This is a genomic window from Acinetobacter sp. YH01008, from assembly GCF_013420435.1.
Lineage (GTDB): Bacteria > Pseudomonadota > Gammaproteobacteria > Pseudomonadales > Moraxellaceae > Acinetobacter > Acinetobacter pseudolwoffii.
Window position 1 is genome coordinate 1 of sequence record NZ_VOYD01000022.1, and the last position, 20,721, is coordinate 20,721.

The window sequence follows — 20,721 nt, forward strand, 5'->3', positions numbered from 1 at the left end:
GATCTGATGTTGCATTGCTACCTTGGCCACTGATGTATCTGGCTGCTGGCATTGCTGAATAAGTTGATGTTTAAATTCAGCTGTGAAGGTTCGACGGGGCTTTTTTAGCGTTGGTGCACTGTCTATAGCTAAATACCAAATAAATCATTACAGTAATCTTTAAATAATTTATCAATATCTTTAACTCTAAACTTATTTCGAATTGCCTTGACTCGCGACCACATATTTTCTATTGGATTTAAATCTGGACTATATCTAGGAAGCCACACAATGTAATGGCCTGCACAACGTACCAACTCCTGAAGTCTTTTCCCTTTGTGAAAGGTCGCATTGTCCATAATCAAAACACTGCTTTCTTTCAACTTAGGTAATAAATCCTGTTCAATCCAACATTCAAATACTTCTGTGTTCACTGAACAATTAAACACACCAACTGTCAGTAATCTATTTTCAATGATTGCACCGATCGCATTACTGCAATTCTTCAACTGCCAGTTAAATTTACCTTCAGCACGTGTTCCTTGAAGGCTATAACTATGGGTTCTGGTACTTTCACTTTGAAAACCACTTTCATCTATGTAAATCAGAGGCAATTTCCCTTCTAAACACTCTATGAGATTTTGAAATTGCTGACGTTGATTTTGATCTGCTTTAGGATGCTTTAACGTCTTTTTTTACGCGATATTCCTGCGGCATGTAACGCATTAAATACCGCATGAGTGCTTACTCCTAAACGTTCAGCTCGCTCATACTGATAATCATCAGGATATTGTTCAACATCCTTCAATATTTGCTCTCTGCTAATTTTAGCTGGACGGCCAGGAATAGGTTTGTTTGTAGTGGACTTTTTCCAGTTCTGAATTGTCTGTATACAGATGTTAAAATGCTGTGCTGCTTTTCGCACAGACATTTCATCTCGAATCATAATTTCTATGACTTTGTCTTTAAAATCTTTTGAATATCCCATATCTCTATTGTTCTATAGTTTTTAGGATTTGGCTATATAACTGTCTTTAAATCCATAAATAGGTGTCCACTTAAATTTAAGTGGACACTATCGCGGTATTAATGAGTTAGAAAAAGTGGGGTTCAGCGGACGCTTACAAATAAATCACGAACAATTTCTATAGTTGTTGGAAAGGTATTCTTTGGCATTGTAAAGCTCTGCGTATATCTGTCTTAAAGTTTAAATAGGCTTTTCGGTCACTAGGTGTACCTGGTATCGTAATCTTCTGTATTTGGTTTACAAGCAAAAAATCATGTTTTTTACCAGGTCTAAAAGATGCGACACCATCCTTAATAAGTTGCCGAATAAATTTGTTCAGCTCTTTGTCATTACTGTACTTTTTCATCGGTAATCCTGGATTAAGGGGATTGCTCCCCTTAATGATTATTTGGCATTACCACGACCACCACCTGATGGGCGACCTGTTGTACTTGGCCAATTGCCACCAGGGCCAGGATGGGATGATGGTGGGCGGTTGTATTGAATGTGCATGAGGTATTATCCTTCGTGTGCATAGCGAAATTGCTATGAATCGAAGAATATAGAAATGCAAGATTTTCTTCTTCTGAGAGAATGGAGTTTAATTTTTAAAAAGAGACGAAGCTATTGTGCTCCTTAAAAAAACCACTTTTAGGTGGTTTTTTAATTTCTAGGTCTTTTGTTTAGACTAGGTATTATTTACCCTTCAGGTTTTGTGTGACCACTCTCTAAAGAAGTAATGAATCTCTCAATCATTCTACGTTCTACTTCAGGTAATTTTTGTAGAGTATTCATAATGGGATCTACACCGGAAGCACTCATTTTTTCACTGCGTCCAAGTATGTAATCTGCTGATACATTGAGCTCGACAATGAGTTTATAAAAATTTTCAAGAGATGGCTTACGCGAGCCCGACTCAAAATGTGCAATTGAAGTTACGGGTATTCCAGTTTTTTCAGCTAATTCTTGCTGTGTTAGTTTTCGTGTCTTTCTAACTTCTTTCAATCGAATTTTAAAATTATTCGACTCTAATTCAAATGCCATAAATACCGCCAAATAGACAATAAAAACTTGACGTTATAGTCATGTTTTTATATAAATATACACATAGTTTAGAGGCTAACTTGTTAAATCAGAAGCGACTAAATCATTACTTGATAAAAAATTAGATATAGAAGGTCAAACAGTCATGATGAACTATTCTTCGAGTCGTACTTCGACATCGATGCATCCAAGTATTCGTCATCTGAATATTCGAAATATTGCTAAAATAGTCGCCTCGAAAATTATTTGTAATACACAATTACAGCTGCAATATAATCCTGATTTTTGTAGGCAACTAGGCGTATCTAGCGATCTCAATACGCATATTGCCGTTGCATACTTTATCGATGATCGCTACTTTGAACATTACGGTTTTCAGTCAAAAGAATTAATTAACTTTTCAGATATTTATGCTCAACTGCTAGATGACTTTTATGAGTTTTCAGGCTATCAACCAGATCAACTATGATCTGGTTGCAACGGCGTACACACGATCAATAAAACGAGCATGCAATAGCGGAACACAGCTAATGCTTTAGCATTTTTTTGAGATACTAGTTCTAGCTTAAAGGAATTATTTAAACTGCTGTTGATACCGTCAGATTGAAGATTAAATGACAGTCGTTCCATCAGCTTTTCCTCACAGATTTCAGAAGATATTGCAATCTGCCAACAGCTTGCTGGAAATAAACCATAAATCCCTTTTAAAAAACGATTTGCTAGTCTTACATCATTCGATTTAAAGATTAATCCAGCGTGTGAAATATTCGCTTTCGTCTCAAAAATATGTATCGCATCTAAGATATTTGCATCATCACGTCTCAATTCATTGAGCTGTTTAAAAAAATATTCCAATAAACTTTTGTCCTCTGCAGTTTCAAGGTGCGGAAGTATGCGCTCTGATTTATCTGCATCCATGATGAAACGTGGACGATTCTTACGATTTTTGAGCTGTTTGAGCCTGATTATATTCCGTTGCCATAGCATGAGTTGTTCTATCGGAAAATCGTATTGTTGCGCAAGCAGTTGCGGTGTATATGATTGATCTAATTTTTTGAGAATTTTTGCGATTAGAGGGAATGGATAAGCTGACTTACTCGTTCCATAAATAAAATCGTTGTCCTCTGCTTGAACTAAATCAGCTTGAATCTTAGCTGTGTTGATGTATTCATAAGGCGTTGTTATAGATTTTATTTTTATTGTTCGTGCTATTTGTTCATCGTAATAACTCAGCGCTATTTGATGTTTTTGTGGTGGTTTTAAGCGAGGACAAATCTTATGAATAACAGCTCGATCAATAAGTGGGTCAAATTTTCTTAACTGGTAACCGGCCATCAGGTAAGCTAGATGCAAATAGCTCCTAAAGGTTTCAGTTGGGTCTATGTGGCCCAATAAATGGGCAAGTAGATACCAAGAGTTTTGAGGTGTGTTAGAGCGTAAGAGCTGACTACGAATCAAGTTGTAATGCTCATGTGAATAGTCAGTGAAGGTTGTTACAAATTTGTAGTCCATGGTCAAAATCATGGCTAAATTGTTCGTCGCACTATGTCGCAGCGAGTGAAAGCTATAGCAATGATTTGGCAAAATAGCATCAAGTAACTTTTGAAAAGGCGTGGTGACCAAGTAGGGTTTGATACGTCCCGCACTATTCCAAAGAGTAAATAGGTAGTCATTGGATGAATAAGCGCTACGACGTGCCTTGCAGTATTGCTGAAATTTAAGATGTTCTTCTTCGCTTAGTAAAATTTGAACGTTGAGATTACGCTCAGCACTATCCGTTTTAAGAAAATGCTGTTGATGCTTCGCACGATATGGACGTATCCAAATTGAACTCGCTTTGACACCTTCCACATCCTTGATTCGCATACCGAGGATTTCATTAATGCGCATGCCCGTACGAAAAGCTATCGTATATACGATACTCAGCATTTCTAAATCATGTGCGGTGTAGCTGGAATGTTTATATTGACTAAGCTGACTGAGTAGATATTGAAAAGTTTTTCCTGAGATAATTTCAGCTTTGGGTGAATGAACACGTAGTCCCGCACCGCTCAAAGGGAACGATTCAGCATTAAATAGCATCTGTTGGAATTGATGGAATCGTTTTAGGAGATCGAATTTTTGTGATCTAGATTTGCCTACCCCAGTTAACATACGGCTATAAATCGTTTCTAAATGATTATTGAGATTAGGTTCTTCTATAAAATCATTACTGTGTAGCAACCATATTTCAGCAAGTTTTGTGTAGTAGCTATATATTGAGCTATGACGAATTTTTTGCTGTTGAGCGACATAGCGTAAATACTTATTATGATCGAGCTGATAAAGCCTACAGATCGATTCGATATCATCTACGGCAGGATGAAACAAGCTATATAACCAAAGTCCGAGCCGCTTCGCATTTTCTGGAAGATGGTCCTGCTGGTTCAGTAAGAAGTTTCGTAGCTCCACTGTGATCTGATCACTATTTCTAAAAAATTTTAAAATTTGTTTATGCAATCCAATCAATGAATCTAGAGAATGATCTTTGCAGGATTGTTCTTCTTTTTCTGCTGAATTTATTATTTTAGGCAGAGGTTCTTCAGCTTTTTGTGAATCGAAAATAGCTAAATGAGGCGTGAGATAACGTTTAAACGCACTTAGACTTAAACCACAAGTCTCAATCTCTTCTGATAAGCAAAGACTTAGCGCAGGACTTAAATCAACCATTTCTAGTTGCATCCATGACTGACTAGCCATCTCTAAGAATTGTTTGAATTGCTTTGGGCTTAACGGAAGTGCTAGTGCTTTAAAAATACAATTGATATACGTGTAACAATCAGATTGGATATCAATTTTTTGTGTTTTAAGTCTCGCAATCCATAGCAGTGTTAACCGGTCGGGCACAAAATTTCTAGATTTTCTTAAGGGACATTTAGGGTCATATAAATCACCATACTGAGGTGAGAGTGGTTCTAGAAAGATCAGGGGGATCTGTATTTTTGGAATCTGATCAATCGAACTTTGCTGTTTTAAGTGTTCGAGCAGAGCTTCAAGGCTAGAAAGGCTTGATATCCCACCATACAGAATTGCGCAGATCAGTATATTTCCAATGCTTTCATCGGCAGTAAAGTCATCCGTCGTATACCAGTATCTTAAAAGTTTTTCTTTGATCAGTGAGATGGATTTAGATTGTTCTAGCCAAGTCTCATTGAAAAGCAATGGCGTGCGTTGAATAGAGACGAGATGTTGAGTAGGTAGTGGTAAGTCTGCATCATTTGTGTGATTGTATTGAATAATACGTTTACGGAATTGCTGATAAAACGTCTTTTTTAGAGCAAAACTATATTGATGTTGATCCAAGTGTTGGCTAACTTGCTCAAAGAGCGTGACTATACTTCCTGACCGCTGTGCTTGCTGTAATTGCTCGAACGACAGAAACTCATCGATGATCGCTTGAATTTGTATACGCTCTTTAATTCGCTTTTGGTCTCTGTTGTTAGCACGGCGTTCATGTGCATACTTTGTTTGTTTAGGCATGTTCGTACATTCCATCAATATTGTAAAAGTTCTGCATTTCATTGAGATGAGTTGCGATGGTTCTATATTGTTGAAGAGACAGGCTTGAGAATTTTTGCCCCATTTCTTGTTGATTTTGTTCATGTCCAAACGTGGCTAAAATTAAATTTTCATCTGCTTTTTCGGTGAGATATGCACGAGCTGTATGCCTAAGCCAATTTGCGTGGTTGAGCTGCATCACATGAGTAAATGAGCTTATAAGATGGGGGCTAAGCTCTTGCCATTCGCCATGTTGATAAACACTCAACAGAGGCTTTTTACTGCTTAAAATCTCTTGAATGTGTGATTGATGCTCTGGATGCAGTTGTTGGAATTCTCTTAAATAGCCAATAAATTGACGGACTTCTTGAACTGCAAAATCACATAACGGGATTAAGCGACCATCATTTATTCTTGAGTGAATTTCTTTATCCGAGACCCAAAGCCATTGCTGTTTTAAATCGAAGTTTCGTAAGAACCCAGGGAATCCATTCACAGGTCGAGCCGCTGTAAAAAGCAATAAAATATGCCAAAGCCAAATGTTGTAGTGATTGAACATCTCCAGCATTTGGCTACTGTGTCGGGCTTGAATGATCTGATGTTGTAAGTAGGCAAATATAGCCGTTACTGTTGCAGGCTTGGGAGCTTTACAACTACCAAATCTAAGCTCGGGATCGGAAGTAAGATGAATTTTTTTTGCTAAATCACGAGACAACTGTTCTACCGTGCTTTGGTAATTCTGTTGTAGGCGGTATACCGGATACGAGCAATATGAAATAGACACTGATCGATTGGCATCTATGCCAGTTAGAATGTCAGCGAGTTGCTCGTTATTTGTATGTCTATAAATACAATGATGCAGTAAGACACTTATTTTCTTAGTTGATAACGATGGAATAAAGAGTTCTTCACGGCATTTCTTTAATGCTTGATTGACTTGCTCTTGGCTCACAATTGGAGACTGTTTTAGACCGTCTACTAATTCTTTAATGAGTGGTAAGTCGAAATAGGTCACTTGATTGAGTAATTGATCTTTATATTCAAAGTCAGCATTCTCAAATAGCGTGAACTTGGAACGTATAAAATATTGATCGTTTTCTAAAATGATCTTCTGTCGTTTATTCAGTGCATAGCGCTGTTTGGACTGTAGATATAACCATTGCTCAATAGGAACACCACTCAGGAAACTGAGTAAGATAAAAAGATACGCTTTATTTTTTTCTGGATGAGCCAAATACACTTGATGGCAATGCTCTACCAATAAACTTAAGCTATTGAAGTCTGGATAATGCTTACTACAGCTAAAATTATGTTGCTGTCTAATGATGTGTTGTTGTGTCAGTTTACTTACTTGATGTTGCAAATAACTCGATTGGCTTGCTAACGGCGATACCTGCGCTGTATTGAGTGAGTATTGCTGATTTGGCTGTTCATCCTGTAGTTCCTCATAAAATAGAGTTGGATGCTGTTTCTGGGGCATGTCGTATGGACAGTATAAAATTGCACTGTGCTCATCAAGATAATGTGGATCATCGATGTGCTTAGGTGGTGCTGAGTAATTTTTCTTGGGTTTAAGTGCTAAGACATACTCATAGAATCGTCGTATATCAAGCAGCAATAGATATTGAAAACGATTGAGCTTAGAGTCGTTTTCTAATTCTCGTAAATTCTTTACGAATTGCGCTAATGGAATTTCATGGCTAGGTAGTTGGTTCCATAACCATAAATATTCCTGTTGATACTTGCTCAGCTGTTGTCCTTGTCGTGATACGGCATAAGCTTCGTTCGCTAATCGAAATCTATCAAGAACTTTAATAATCGTGTTTTGATGGTCTTTTTCGCCCTTATTAGGGATAGATTTAAGAATACAGGCTGCATGTAAATTATTCACAGCCCATCGTTGTATGACAGCATATTCATGCTGATCTACTGAATAGAGATAGGCACAGATTGGATGTTTAGAAACACTTGAGGGTCGAGGCAGTTTTGTTGGGAGTTCAAACCGAGAGTCTGCATCGAAGCTGATGGTGGTATTGAATAAGGATTTTAGCTCAGGGATTAAGACAGCATGTATTAAGTGCTGTGCGATAGTATTTTGATAGCCCTGATCAAACCATTCATGATCTAGCATTCGTTCAATGATGTTTTCAATTTTCATGGGTTAAATTCCAAAATTGTGATGCACATGGTTGTGCGCTCGTGAGTGCTTTACATTTATTTTTGAGTGCTTGAATTCGTAGATCGTGAGCGCCGTTGATTTGTTTTTGGCGATAAAGCAGTTGATTACGGCTACAGTCGATCAGCTTAGCGAGCAGGTCTAGAGAAAGACTGCATCTCGGCTTGTCATAAAGCTTTTGATTCACATCGTAAATTGCTTGTTTCGATAGCGACTGATTTAAGTTTTGAAGTAGCCTATCGGGGTTAAGAACCTGTGGATTGATCTTAAGCTCAGTCATTAGCTTAAAGAGTGAGTTGCTGAGTTGATATTGAACCTGAACGAGGTCTATATCAGCTTCTTGAATGGGACGGGCTTTAACTCGAATGTTTTGTTGTTGTGCCATATAAACAAGCAGAAAGTTATCTGTTGCGAATAACTCAGCTTGAGTAAGCTTAGTAGTAGACACTAGGTTTAGGTCATGCTGAAAGTGTGTTGGCAGTTGTGATGCATTTAAAATCTGGGCATAGCATTGGTAAATTTTGAACAGAGGCGGGTAAGGGCGGATTATGCCCCCCTCGCAATAAAACGCTCTTTGACTGGCTAGTGGAGTATTTACTTTTTTTGTAGGCTTCATTTATTCGCCCTCCTGATGTTTTTAATTTAAATCAAGAAGGACAAAAAATTTTAATTCTTATAAAAAGGTCAAGAAATTGGTTATAAATGTGGATGGTTTTTGATGAATTTGAAAAATTCAAAGTGGGTGAAAAATAGGGCGTATTTGGAATTTTTATTTTAAGTTATTGATTTTATTTGATGCGTATGTGACTGGTTTCATCGTGTTTTGTATTTTTTTGAATTTAGTTGCATCTTGTTGATATATTTGATTTTTAATCTTCGTTTAATTAGGACTATCTAGTTAAGTATTTCTAATAAAACTATAAAGTGATACAGTTGACACAAAAAATAAATGTTCAAAATATACATTTATTTTGATATAAAGATGTTGAAATGTGCACTGCGTCACAATAATAATTTTTCAGTAGATTCATGGAAAGATATTTGTGTAGGAAATGTGCTTGAAATTGTTCCTTAAATTGTTCTAAGTCCACAAGGGATAGTTATGTTGAGATTGTCACTTTTAGCTGTTGTAGCTTCATTGGGGGTAGCGGCTTGCACATCAAGCCCATATACGAAGCCATCAGATTTACGTTTTCAGAAAAAAACGCAAGAAAATAATCAACCTATTGTATTAAAGCGAGATGAGAAGCTTTGTGGTGGTGATACAGCAGAACAGCAAAATTGCCCGATTGAATTTTATATTGACAGTATTAAAGCTGGAAATTTTTATATAAATAATTCGGCTCAATATGCATTGAAACCAGAAACATATAATTTCAAAGTAAAAAACTGTACTGAAGAATCATGCCAAAGTTGTGATGTTGACTTAAACGTAGGAAAGCTAACAAGCAATGAATTTGTACTCTCTGTCAATACAAACGGTAAACCTTTTATTTCCAATAATGGTCAGCCTTTAAGTTGTGAGGTGAAGCACAAGGTTGCTGCTCAGGAACAGATAATACGAGTGGATTTAGCTGCGGACACTTTATTTAAATTTAACGGTTCTTCCTTGAATGATTTACTGCCAAAGGGGCGTCAAGAGGTCTTGAATGTTGCTTCGCAAATTCATAACAACTTCGTTTCTGTAAGCCGCATTAATTTAGTTGGTCACACAGATCGTTTGGGAAGTGATAGCTATAACAATCAATTGGGGCAAAACCGTGCAGACACAGTACGCAACCTGTTGGTTCAAAACGGTGTATCTGAAAATAATATTTCAACGTCTAGTGCAGGCAAAAATCAACCTGTGACGAATGGTTGTTTTGATGTAAAACAGCGTGAAGAACTCAAAGCTTGTTTACAGCCTGACCGCCGTGTAACTGTCGAAATTACAGGCATTACTAAATAGTTAAAGTTTTAGAAGATAAAAGAATATAATTTTTTGGGTAAAAATATGACTAATTTTATTGTAATTGAGAAAGACTCATTAAATAAGTCTACAGTAAATGCGACACAGATTACATTAACCGAAGCTTCTATTGTTCATACTAAAATGAGCCGTGATGACGTCGACGAATTTATCCGTGATGGCAATAACTTAGTGCTTAAGTTAAAAAATGGTGAAGTTGTTGTTATTGAGAATTTTTTTATAACATATGACGATGTCGCTTCAGATTTGGTTTTTGAAGAAGATGGGTGTGTTCTATATTGGTTTGATGGCGTATCGGGTTTTAAAGGCATTCCAGGATTAGAAGCATTATTGCCTGCTGTTGAAAGCAGTCAACTCGTTGGATTGTTACCTTGGTTGGTGGGTGCTGCTGTAGTTGGTGGCGCTGCAGCAATTATTGATCACAATGACAAGGATGAAGAACCGAAAGATACTACAGCACCAACTGTTGAGATTAATGATGGTGGTGATGGTGTTATCAATCCAACTGATCTTGTCAACGGCAAAGTTACAGTGACTGTTAAGCCGACCGAGCCAGTTGTAGAGGGTGATAAGATTACGATCACTCATCCAGATGGTTCAATAGAAGAAATTGAAGTTACAGCATCAAGCAAAGATGACATTAACAACAATGGTATTACTGTTGAAGTAACTCCTGCTGCGGAAGGTAAAGATACAGTTGTTACCGCAACAGTGACCGATAAAGCTGGCAATACGTCACCAGAAGGCAGCGATAATTCAACAGTTGACTTGGTAGTTCCGGGCGATGTTGACGGTGACGGTGAAAAAGACCTAACAGGTGCGCCAGTTGTTGAAATTCAAGATGGCGGTGATGATGTCATTAACCCATCAGATGTTGATGAGAATGGCAAAGTTGATGCAAAAGTAACCTTCCTGAAAGATGCGGGTTATAGCGTTGGTGATACTGTTGTGATCAAAGATCAAGATGGCACTGAACTGGTTAACCGTCCATTAACAGCTGAAGACCGTGAAAACGGCATTACTGTCAAAGTAACTCCTGCAGCGGAAGGTGAAGACACTATGTCAAACATAACGCTCCTTTCATTCATTTTAAATTTGAATTTATCTTAAGTTAATTTTGGATAAAGATAGATAAAAATTGTAATGAAAATGGCTGCAATTACAGTACTCATTTAATGCTATGACGCAGCATTTGAAAAACTCCCACGGTATGAATTTACCAAGATGCTTAAATCATGAATTTTATAAAATCAAAGATATGGCTTGTGCTGTTTCTTCCGTTTTGTGCACCAATAATGCCTATTTATGCAGCAAAACCAAAAAATTATTTAGACTCAGCTAAAGCAAACATCGAACAGTTTTTTTCGTCGCAACCTGCAGATTTGAATCAAGTGAGTATTCAAGAACTAAGTAAATACTCATGGGGTGAGCAGACAGCGCAAGATACTTTGCCAGTTATCAAATTGAGTGGTATTCAACAACAACTTAAAGGTATGGAAAAAATAAGCATTAACTCTGAAGCTGAGCTAACACTTTTTGATGCAATTCATCAAGCGCTACAGCGTCGACCTGAAATCACTCAGAGTATTGCTACTATTGCAGGCCAAGGTGCAAACATTGATGCGGCGAAAGCACAATATTTTCCTCAAATCTCTGGTGGTATTAGTACAGCTGATTTAACGACTGGCGAACGGGGAAGACAGCTTTACAGTTTATCAGCGACACAGGTTTTATATGATTTTGGAAAAATCAAAAGCGATATCAATATAGAAGAAGCGAAGTTATTACGAGAACAAGCAAATACATTAAATAGCATTGATGATATTGCATATCAAACAGCGAATGCGATGGTCAATATTAACCGTTATCAAGAAATCGTTCGTATTGCTAATCAACAAATCAAAGGAATTGCTCGAATTGCAGAAATCGCTAATTTACGGGCTAAAGCGGGTATTAGTAGTCAGGCAGATCCGATTCAGGCACAGTCAAATTTAGAAGCGGCCCAATCAAATTTACTCATACAAGAAACGCAATTAAAGCAATATCAGCAAAAGTTACAAATGCTACTAGGCTATGACGTCTCTCATGTGAAGATGCATATTCCAGATACGATCATTCGTAATGCGGGTTTATACAATGACCCAAACTTCACTCAAATTCCTAAGATGATCGTAGCTCAGGCATCAGTGCAAGTTGCTAAATTACAAAAAGAACAAACAAAACTGAGCGCTTATCCAACAATTAATATTAAAGCTAGCTTAAATCAAGCTTTGAATGGGAAAAATCCGAATAATAATGAAGATGATGGTTTTTATAGCTCTGTTATGTTGGAAGCGAATAGTAACTTTTTCCAAGGCGGGGCGACTCGAGCAAAAATCCGTTCAACAAATTATGCGGAAGAAGCAGCAAAAGCGGCGGTTAACACAGTTTATTTAGATGTCTTAGATCAAATACAACTCATTCGTGTGCAGGTCGAAAATAAGCAAAAGCAAATGGATGTTCTAGCGTTAAGAAAAGAAACCACGGCACGGACAAAAGAGTTGTATCAAGAACAATATAAATTAGGCACCCGCACAGTGGTGGATTTATTGAATTCTGAACAAGCAATTCATGCTGCCGCACAGGAAATTGAAAATGCAAGATATGATATTTACGCGGCCCTAATTCAGTATATCTATGTTACTGGTGCTTCAAGAGCATTTTATCAACTAAATAATACTTCTATTCAAGGGTTTGAAATTTTACCATGAGCAAAACTATGAATTATCAGCCATGGCTTCAAGCCGTTCTAGCAATTGCAAAACATTATCGTATCGAACCATCTGAAGAGCGTTTACGCTTGCAACTCGATTGGAATCCGAGCCAGTCACTTGATGATATTTTGATTTTGGTGAGCCGTCAGATCGGGATGAGTCTAAGAAAAACTGAATTTAGTGAAGATATTTTGAATCCGTGGCGTTTACCACTTCTTATTCAAATGAGAGATGGGCAAGTTGGCGTATTGAATCAACTCGATGCCAATGGGAATGCGAATATTCAGTTCAGTGGTGATCAGGGATTAGCACAAGTACTTACTGTAGAGTTATTAAAAGAAAATGTGAACAATGTTTATATTTTAAGACCTGAGAAATCAATTCCTGATGTCCGTATTGATGAGTATATTAAACCATATGAGCAGAACTGGTTTTGGACGATTGTACTCAAAGACTGGAAACGCTATTTGGATGTGATGTTTGCATCATTAATGGCCAATATACTTGCATTGGCGACAGTTTTATTTTCAATGAATGTTTATGATCGAGTTATTCCTGCACAGTCTATTCCAACTTTATGGGTATTAGCCGGTGGTGTACTAATTGCAGCAATATTTGAATTTTGTTTACGAGTTGCACGTATTTATTTATCAGACATTATCGGAAAACGTGCAGATCTAAAAATCTCAGATAAGGTATTTGGTCATGCTTTAAGAATTAAAAATAAAGAGCGATCCAAATCCACAGGTACGTTTATTTCGCAAATACGTGAATTGGAAGGTGTTCGTGAATTAGTCACTTCTACAACCATTTCAGCGATTGCAGATTTGCCTTTCTTCTTTTTGTTTTTGGCCATTTTTTGGCTGATCGGTGGCAATCTGTTCTGGGTCATGGTTTTGGTTGTACCTTTAATGATTATTCCTGGAATTTTGATTCAAAAGCCATTGGCAAAATTAGCATCTGAAGGAATGCGTGAAGGTGCTATTCGCAATGCAACACTGGTGGAAGCTGTTCAAGGTATAGAAGATATTAAGTTATTGCGAGCGGAATCTCGATTTCAGAACCAATGGAATCACATGAATCAAGCTGCTGCAGATATTTCAATGCGCCAACGGAAATTAGTTGGAATTGTGGGGGCGTGGACTCAGAAAGTGCAAGGGCTTACTTTTGCGATTGTCGTACTGGTTGGATGTTTTGCTGTAATGAAAGGGGAAATGACTACAGGTGCATTAGTTGCTTGTTCAATTTTATCATCGCGCATGCTAGGACCAATTACACAGATTTCAGGAGTTCTAGGGCGTTTTCAACAAGCTAAAGTTGCTAAGACAAGTTTAGATGAGCTTATGAAGAAACCAGTTGACCAAGCACCAAATGCACATTTAATTCATAGGCCTGTTTTGAATGGACATTATGAACTTAATAATATTGTCTTCAAATATAGTGAAAACGATGCAAAACCTACTCTCATCATTCCGAAACTTGAAATTCAAACTGGTGAGAAAATAGCGATTTTAGGTCGTAATGGTGCAGGCAAATCAACGCTATTACAGTTGCTATCTGGGATGCAGGAGCCTGTTCAAGGGAAAATCAAATTAGATGGGGTTGACTTGGGGTTAATTGATCCAACGGATGTACGTCGAGATATGGGCTTACTCAATCAGAATCCACATTTGTTTTTTGGCTCTGTACGTGAAAATTTGACATTAGGCTCACCTTTGGCGACTGACCAAGAGCTTTTAAATGTGCTCAAGCTCACTGGGGTATTAAACTTTGTATTAGATAAGAAAGAAGGTTTAGATCATCAAATTTTAGAAGGTGGTGTTGGTTTTTCTGGTGGCCAGCGTCAAGCTTTACTTTTATCACGATTATTACTTCGTCAACCAAATATTCTATTGCTTGATGAGCCGACAGCCGCAATCGATGACGTTTCTGAAAAACAATTGATTGACAACCTGAAAGGCTGGTTGGGCCAAAGAACGTTAGTCATTGCAACCCATCGTCGAGCAGTACTTGAGTTGGTGGATCGAATTATTGTAGTACATGATGGAAAAATTGTTATGGATGGTCCTAAAGAGCAAGTATTAGGTAATACTCAAACCAATATAGCGAGTACAGCATCATGATTAGAAATCCTATAGAAAGAAAAGATGCTGTAAAAGTTCAAGATTTAGAACCACCATTGCCCAGACCCAGTCTATTTATTTGGATTATTTGTTCGGGGCTTCTGGCTTTATTGATCTGGGCATGGTTTTTTAAACTTGAAGAGGTTTCAACTGGTACTGGTAAAGTCATTCCTTCATCTAAAGAACAAGTGGTACAGTCTCTTGAAGGTGGAATTTTAACAAAGCTTTATGTGCATGAAGGGCAAATCGTACAAGAAGGGCAGGTACTTGCCCAACTTGACCCAACTCGCTTTGCATCAAATGTTGGTGAATCTGCTTCCTTACTACTGGCATCACAAGCAACAGCAGCGCGATTACGTGCAGAAGTCAATGGAACTGCTTTAAAGTTTCCGAGTGAAGTACTTAAAGAGCGAAGTTTAGTTGAAGAAGAAACAGCACTGTATCATTCACGACGATCTAATATAGAAGAATCTTTGTCAGGTTTACAACAGGCACTTATTTTAGTTGAACAGGAGCTACAAATGACTGAACCATTAGTAGCTAAAGGTGCAGCTAGTGAAGTCGAAGTATTGCGGCTCAAGCGCCAAGCAACTGATTTGCGCAATCAAATGAATGATGTGAGAAATCAATATTTGGTAAAAGCTCGAGAAGAGTTGGCAAAAGCCAACACAGATATCGAAACGCAATTACAAGTCGTAAAAGGTAAATCAGACTCTTTAAATCGTACTCTTTTTAAATCACCTGTACGAGGAATTGTTAAAGAAATTGATGTTATGACTATTGGCGGAGTGATTTCTCAAAATGGCAAGTTGATGACAATTGTTCCTCTGGATGAACAACTTTTGGTTGAGGCACGTATTTCACCGCGAGATATTGCTTTTATTCATCCTGGGCAAGATGCACTCGTGAAGATCACTGCCTATGATTATTCTATTTATGGTGGGTTGAAAGGAAAAGTTTCAATTATTTCACCAGACACATTGAGAGATGAAGTTAAGCAAGATCAATTTTATTATCGAGTGTATATTCGAACGGATTCAGGAAAATTGATGAATAAAGCAGGCAAACAATTCAGTATTACTCCTGGCATGGTTGCAACAGTCGATATTAAAACAGGGGAGAAAACGATTTTAGATTATCTAATAAAACCATTTAATAAAGCGCAAGAGGCTTTAAGAGAAAGATAGTTTTGAGTGAGCCTGTAAATAAATTTGAGGGTGTAAATAATTTTGTTTTTGTGCTTTTTATATGTGAATACGGCTTTGTTGCACAAAGATTTGAAATGCAAAGCGCCCCTAATTGAGCCAAATTTAAGGCGTAACTTGGGTAAGTGGTCGACCTAATTCCGTAAATCTGTTGAGGACTGCTACACGTGCATGAATTTCATTCACCTGACTAGGAAAGCTTCTTGCCATTAATGACTATGCTGTTGTCGGTATTCGCGGCGGTCTTCCGCTGTACCATCGGTCTTTTTCCTGAGTTCTGCTTCTATCGCATACAGTTTCTGAATCAGCACCAATGCCTGTTCAGCGACCTGACTTTTCCCGGTCACATGCAGTTCATGGAATTTACGACGTGCATGCGCCATGCAGCCCACCTCAATGACATCGCCTGATTTAAAGCGTGCTTTATAACCACTGTAATCATCACAGACCAGATGGCCCTGCCAGCCATTCAGGAACTCTTCTGCATGCTGACCTGAACGGCTATCCTGAAAGTCATAGATCACCGCTTGAACTGGATTGTACTGTGTAGTGGCATAGGCCCAGACATAACCTTTCTTCGGTTTTTTCTCATCATCACCCATCCGCATGATGGTGACCGGCGTTTCATCGGCATGGATCACCTGCTGTTGTAGTACCACCTCTTTTAAGGCATTGGCCAGAGGCTCCAGTTCCACACCGCAGCGACCAATCCAGTCAGATAACGTTGATCTAGAAAGTTCGATTCCCGCCCGCTGATAGATCAGACGTTGACGGTACAGCGGCAAATGATCGGCATACTTCGATACCAGCACATGGCTGAGCAATTCAGGTGAAGCAATGCCTTTATCAATCACATAGGCGGGCATCGCTTGCTGAGTCAGAGTGTCACACTGATCACAGACCCATTTACCACGCACATGCTGTTCCTTATAGAACTGTGCCGGTCTGAAATGCAGTTTTTCACTGATATCTTCGCCGATACGACGGAGTTGGCAGCCACAAGCACATTGGGTTGATGCAGGTTCATGCTCAATACGGATGGTGTATAGATGATCTGGCAGTGGTCGACGTTTAGGTTTATTGGTTTTGGCTTTGTGTGTCACTGCATCGGTTTTATCTGCATTTAGCCGTTCCAGTTCCAGATCAACGGCTGCAATATCTTCTTCGACCGCTTCATCCCAGAGATGGATTTGTTTTGCAGTGAGATGTTCGTTTTTACTGCCGAATTTGTGCTGTTTAAATAGTGCGAGTTCATGCTCGTATTTTTGATTGAGAATAGAAAGATGTTGAACTTTAGAATCTAATTGCTGATTGGTGACTTCAAGATGTTGAACTCTGGCATCTAATTGCTGGTTTGATTGTGCTAGAGACTGATGCTGCAGCGCCAACTGCCTGGTGAATTCCAGCAGTTGTTCATGGGTCAGTTGGCTTAAGTCAGGCAGCGTATTCATGACCGCAGTATGCCTGAGGTCATGAGAAGAATGAAATAGAACGTTTGGAGAATAGCAGAATGGAACAGCCTGGTTTAAAGCATCGTCACCACCTGCTGTCGTCCAATGCGCTGCCAGGGCAAACCTTGGATCAGTGCCTGTAACTGTTCCGGGCTGAGGGCCACGGTTTCACCTTGGTGAACTTGAGCCCAGTGAAATTTGCCCTGTTCCAGCCGCCGGGCACACAGCTAGATGCCCAGTCCATCATGTACCAACACTTTCATACGATGACCACGTTTATTACAGAACAGGTAGGCGCAATGCGGTTTGATGTAGCCAAAGGCTCTCACCACCTGAGCCATGGTCGTATCCATTCCTGCTCGCATATCCATGGGCTGGGTAGAGAGCCAAATTTCATTGATACGGATCATGTTGCCAGTGCCTTGAGTAATTCTGCCAAGGCAGGTATTTCTGATGTCTGCCATTTTAGCTGAATATCATTATTCGTATGAGGCACGGTGATACACAACGTGATCCTCTCATCAATAGGTTGGCTGATTGCAGCAGTGTAAGGCAAAGCAATAAATGCTGGATTCACATGAGTAGGATCCTGCACGGCACCCTCATGATGGCTGAAGATCCTGATCCAACGACTGACAAGGTTGGCATTAATACTATGTTGCAGTGCGACCGAAGCGATCGAGGTATTAGGATTTTTGCAGGCATTGACAATACTGAGTTTGAATTCTTTGCTGTATGTTCTGCGTTTTTTAGCAACAGGAGGTGTTGCTGAATACATATCCATGTTCATGGATTAAGTCCCCACTTGTTTTTAGGTGGGAACTAAATTAAGGCTTATAGGAACGCTTGGTAAGGCTGTGTTAGCCGGATGCTTACTTATCAGAAGCATATCGAGCTTGATAAACGTCATTGATGCTATTTCTTTTAAGTTCACGATAGATCGTACTAGGATGTCTTTTAATGAGTTCAGCAAATTTTCTGGCTGAAAAGCCTTCTTTTCTTGACTCAAGCATTAATGCAGTACGATCTTCAAAGTTAAGATGATGGTATGACAATTTTATATACTCCATAAACCCTTTAAATTAATTAGGTGGTTTATGTCGCACTTCAAGTTTTACTCTGCCCCTTTATCAGCGCATAGTATTTCTGATTCAGTCAAATCCAGTTTTGATACGAGGTCTGGAGCAATTTTAATATCATGAGTAGTCCCATCAGAAATAATAAACTCTATTGGATTCCCATTTGAATCAATGGCTAGATGTATTTTAGAACTATTGCCACCAATACTTTTAGAAATATCTTGATTCTTCAAACCTGCTGAATGTTGATGTGCTCTGACATGGCTACCATCAATAAAAACCCATTCTTTATCAGCATGCTGGCTAAATAATTTAAATATATTCAAGAATTTATTACTTTTAGACCAACGATTATATTTCTTAAAAATAGAGTTAGGTTTACCGAATTCTTGAGGTAAATCTCTCCAAGGGCAGCCTGTACGGATACGAAATAGAATAGCTTCGATAAAGTTTCTCAAATTTAATTTGAGATAAATATTAAAGTGACGGAAAATAGCGGATAACTTAGACCAATGTAGATCATTCAGCATTGTACGAGGCATAGCGAGAGTAAAATTTGATTTGGCGATTTGATTTTACTATCTCGCTATTTTTTTAGGCAACAATTGTCAACAGACCCTAATATTCCTAAAAAATCAAATACCAAGTCTAGTAATGATCATATGGATTGGTATATTTATAAAATCAGACACTTAGTTGAGAATTCATTCTGTAGATTAAAACAATTTAGAGGAATTGCGACACGGTATGACAAGCTAAAGCGTAATTACCAAAGTGCTGTTGCTTTAGCTTGTATATTTATATGGTTACCATTATAGTCTAAATTATAAACGGGAAATCTCAACAGACCCTACAAATGTGTAATAATAACAAATAGTATGAATTTTATCATATTTGCGATTGAAGCCTATGTTATTAATTTGTTGCTAAGAGTTATTAGTGTGAAAAATATTTTAACCTTACTTAGTGTTTCGCTAGGGGTATCGGCTTGTTCATCGATGGTGTGTTCAAAGCCGCCAGAATTACGTTTTCAGGAAATGAAGTCTGGTTATTCACAGTTGCTTAATGTTACAAGAGATGGAATTCTATGTGCGGAAGACACTGAAGGAAATCAAAACTGCTCAATTGAATTTTATATTGATAGTATTAAAGCTGGAAATTTTTATATAAATAATTCTGCTCAATATTCATTGAAGCCCGAAACGTATAATTTCAAAGTAAAAAACTGTACTAAATCATCATGTCAAAGTTGTGATATTGACTTAAGCGTAGGGAAGTTAGCGAGTACTGAATTAGTATTATCTGTCAATGCTGATGGTAAACCTTTTATTTCCAATAACGGACAGCTATTAAGTTGTGAAGTAAAACATCAGGCCACTGCTGAGGAACATACAATTCGAGTGGATTTAGCCGCAGACATTTTATTTAAATTTGACGGTTCTTCTTTAAATGATTTGCTACCAAAAGGTCGTCAAGAGGTATTGAATGTTGCTTCGCAAATTCACAATAACTTTGTTTCTGTCAGTCGTATTAATTTAGTTGGTCACACAGATCGTTTGGGAAGTGATCGCTATAACGATCAATTGGGCCAAAACCGTGCAGATACAGTGCGTAACCTATTGGTCCAAAATAGTTTGGCAGAAATTGTGGTTTCGACTGCAAGTGCGGGCAAGCGTGAGCCAGTGACTAATGGTTGTTTTGAAGTAAGGCAGCGTGAAGCGTTACATGCATGTTTGCAACCAGATCGCCGAGTTGCGGTTGAAATTACAGGTTTATCTGAGTAATTAGCTTTCAAATTTAAGAAATATTTAATTTATATATTGGATGTGTGATGAATAATTTTATAGTAATTGAAAAAGACTCTCTCAATAAAGTAAGCATTAATGCTGAACGTATTGTTTTGTCCGAATCAAGTATTGTTCATACAAAAATGAATCGTGATGATGTATCAGAATTCATTCGTGATGGGAATAATTTAATTTTAAAGCTCACGAATGGAGAAGTTATTGTTATTGAAAACTTCTTTGTTGTGGATGCTGAAGGGGTGACATCAGATTTAGTCTTTGAAGAAGATGGTTGTGTTCTTTATTGGTTTGATGGTCTTTCGGGTTTTAAAGAAATTTCAGGATTAGAAGCATTATTACCAGCAGTTGAAGGTAGTAAACTCGTTGGATTATTACCATGGTTGGTGGGTGCGGGTGTTGTTGGAGGTATTCTTGTTGGGCAAGATGGTGATGATAAAAATACTCAGAAAGATACTATTAAACCTTTTGCACCAGGTGTGACTTTAATCACCGACAGCGGCAGTGACAATAAAGATGGCATCACCAACAAGGGTGACTACACTGTTTCGGGTATCGAAGAAGGTGCGACCGTTGAATACAGCACCGATGGCGGTG

Annotated in this window: 15 protein-coding genes and 6 pseudogenes; 9 read left to right on the forward strand and 12 right to left on the reverse strand. The window is 38.2% G+C overall.

Features of this window, described 5'->3' with window-relative positions; genetic code table 11:
• Window positions 1–128: 128 nt before the first annotated feature.
• The 3 genes from FTT75_RS11915 to FTT75_RS11925 all read right to left on the reverse strand — a co-directional run bounded on the left by FTT75_RS11915 (window position 129) and on the right by FTT75_RS11925 (window position 2,029).
• Complete coding sequence (locus FTT75_RS11915) at window positions 129–614, reverse strand: transposase (RefSeq protein WP_225554184.1); 486 nt, start codon at window positions 612–614, stop codon at window positions 129–131.
• 47 nt (window positions 615–661) lie between these two features.
• On the reverse strand, window positions 662–967 hold the full coding sequence (locus FTT75_RS11920; protein ID WP_087547287.1) for an IS630 transposase-related protein: 306 nt from the start codon (window positions 965–967) through the stop codon (window positions 662–664).
• A gap of 717 nt (window positions 968–1,684) precedes the next feature.
• A complete protein-coding gene (locus FTT75_RS11925; protein WP_005090874.1) occupies window positions 1,685–2,029 on the reverse strand; it encodes a helix-turn-helix domain-containing protein in 345 nt (114 codons plus the stop codon).
• A 148-nt stretch (window positions 2,030–2,177) separates the two neighbouring features.
• On the opposite strand from FTT75_RS11925, the gene FTT75_RS11930 reads away from it, so the two are divergent.
• Window positions 2,178–2,498 (forward strand): hypothetical protein, encoded by a 321-nt coding sequence (locus tag FTT75_RS11930; RefSeq protein WP_035375242.1) that lies wholly within the window; start codon window positions 2,178–2,180, stop codon window positions 2,496–2,498.
• Here the strand turns inward: FTT75_RS11930 and FTT75_RS11935 are convergent.
• From FTT75_RS11935 to FTT75_RS11945, 3 genes are read right to left on the reverse strand one after another with little or no spacing between them, the layout of a single operon-like run.
• Complete coding sequence (locus FTT75_RS11935) at window positions 2,489–5,548, reverse strand: tyrosine-type recombinase/integrase (RefSeq protein WP_005090869.1); 3,060 nt, start codon at window positions 5,546–5,548, stop codon at window positions 2,489–2,491. The two genes, FTT75_RS11930 and FTT75_RS11935, sit on opposite strands and share 10 nt — an antisense overlap.
• Window positions 5,541–7,724 (reverse strand): hypothetical protein, encoded by a 2,184-nt coding sequence (locus FTT75_RS11940; protein WP_180186480.1) that lies wholly within the window; start codon window positions 7,722–7,724, stop codon window positions 5,541–5,543. The genes FTT75_RS11935 and FTT75_RS11940 overlap by 8 nt, the downstream gene beginning before the upstream one ends.
• Window positions 7,714–8,358, reverse strand: a complete 645-nt coding sequence (locus FTT75_RS11945) for a hypothetical protein (protein WP_005090865.1) — start codon at window positions 8,356–8,358, stop codon at window positions 7,714–7,716. The genes FTT75_RS11940 and FTT75_RS11945 overlap by 11 nt, the downstream gene beginning before the upstream one ends.
• 486 nt (window positions 8,359–8,844) lie before the next feature.
• Here FTT75_RS11945 and FTT75_RS11950 point away from each other — a divergent pair, with 486 nt between their 5' ends.
• The 5 genes from FTT75_RS11950 to FTT75_RS11970 all read left to right on the forward strand — a co-directional run bounded on the left by FTT75_RS11950 (window position 8,845) and on the right by FTT75_RS11970 (window position 15,774).
• On the forward strand, window positions 8,845–9,690 hold the full coding sequence (locus FTT75_RS11950; protein ID WP_163120772.1) for an OmpA family protein: 846 nt from the start codon (window positions 8,845–8,847) through the stop codon (window positions 9,688–9,690).
• A gap of 45 nt (window positions 9,691–9,735) precedes the next feature.
• Window positions 9,736–10,821, forward strand: a complete 1,086-nt coding sequence (locus FTT75_RS11955) for a BapA prefix-like domain-containing protein (protein WP_180186482.1) — start codon at window positions 9,736–9,738, stop codon at window positions 10,819–10,821.
• Window positions 10,822–10,946: 125 nt separating this feature from the next.
• On the forward strand, window positions 10,947–12,461 hold the full coding sequence (locus FTT75_RS11960) for a TolC family protein (protein ID WP_180186484.1): 1,515 nt from the start codon (window positions 10,947–10,949) through the stop codon (window positions 12,459–12,461).
• The gene (locus tag FTT75_RS11965) at window positions 12,458–14,587 is read left to right on the forward strand and encodes a type I secretion system permease/ATPase (RefSeq protein ID WP_180186486.1); all 2,130 of its coding nucleotides are present in this window, start codon (window positions 12,458–12,460) and stop codon (window positions 14,585–14,587) included. Before FTT75_RS11960 ends, FTT75_RS11965 begins: the two co-directional genes overlap by 4 nt.
• The gene (locus FTT75_RS11970; RefSeq protein ID WP_163120768.1) at window positions 14,584–15,774 is read left to right on the forward strand and encodes an HlyD family type I secretion periplasmic adaptor subunit; all 1,191 of its coding nucleotides are present in this window, start codon (window positions 14,584–14,586) and stop codon (window positions 15,772–15,774) included. The genes FTT75_RS11965 and FTT75_RS11970 overlap by 4 nt, the downstream gene beginning before the upstream one ends.
• Before the next feature lie 123 nt (window positions 15,775–15,897).
• On the opposite strand, the pseudogene FTT75_RS11975 reads toward FTT75_RS11970, so the two are convergent.
• The 6 genes and pseudogenes from FTT75_RS11975 to FTT75_RS12005 all read right to left on the reverse strand — a co-directional run.
• Window positions 15,898–16,005 (reverse strand): annotated as a pseudogene (locus tag FTT75_RS11975) (IS5/IS1182 family transposase); the annotation flags it as partial.
• 2 nt (window positions 16,006–16,007) lie between these two features.
• A pseudogene (locus tag FTT75_RS11980) lies at window positions 16,008–17,243 on the reverse strand (IS66 family transposase); the annotation flags it as partial.
• Between the two features lie 74 nt (window positions 17,244–17,317).
• Window positions 17,318–17,707: pseudogene (gene tnpB / locus FTT75_RS15895) on the reverse strand (IS66 family insertion sequence element accessory protein TnpB).
• The gene (locus tag FTT75_RS11995) at window positions 17,650–18,033 is read right to left on the reverse strand and encodes a transposase (protein ID WP_180100990.1); all 384 of its coding nucleotides are present in this window, start codon (window positions 18,031–18,033) and stop codon (window positions 17,650–17,652) included. Before FTT75_RS11995 ends, tnpB begins: the two are co-directional and overlap by 58 nt.
• Window positions 18,034–18,121: 88 nt before the next feature.
• Window positions 18,122–18,256 (reverse strand): annotated as a pseudogene (locus FTT75_RS12000) (helix-turn-helix domain-containing protein); the annotation flags it as partial.
• A gap of 110 nt (window positions 18,257–18,366) precedes the next feature.
• Window positions 18,367–18,864 (reverse strand): annotated as a pseudogene (locus FTT75_RS12005) (IS5 family transposase); the annotation flags it as partial.
• Window positions 18,865–18,933: 69 nt separating this feature from the next.
• Between FTT75_RS12005 and FTT75_RS12010 the strand changes: the two are divergent.
• The 3 genes and pseudogenes from FTT75_RS12010 to FTT75_RS12020 form a co-directional block, all read left to right on the forward strand.
• Window positions 18,934–19,140: pseudogene (locus FTT75_RS12010) on the forward strand (transposase); the annotation flags it as partial.
• Between the two features lie 60 nt (window positions 19,141–19,200).
• Window positions 19,201–20,106, forward strand: coding sequence for an OmpA family protein (locus tag FTT75_RS12015; RefSeq protein WP_163120766.1), 906 nt, complete (start codon window positions 19,201–19,203; stop codon window positions 20,104–20,106).
• Window positions 20,107–20,153: 47 nt separating this feature from the next.
• A partial coding sequence (locus tag FTT75_RS12020) for a BapA prefix-like domain-containing protein (protein WP_180186488.1) occupies window positions 20,154–20,721 on the forward strand: 568 nt, incomplete at its 3' end.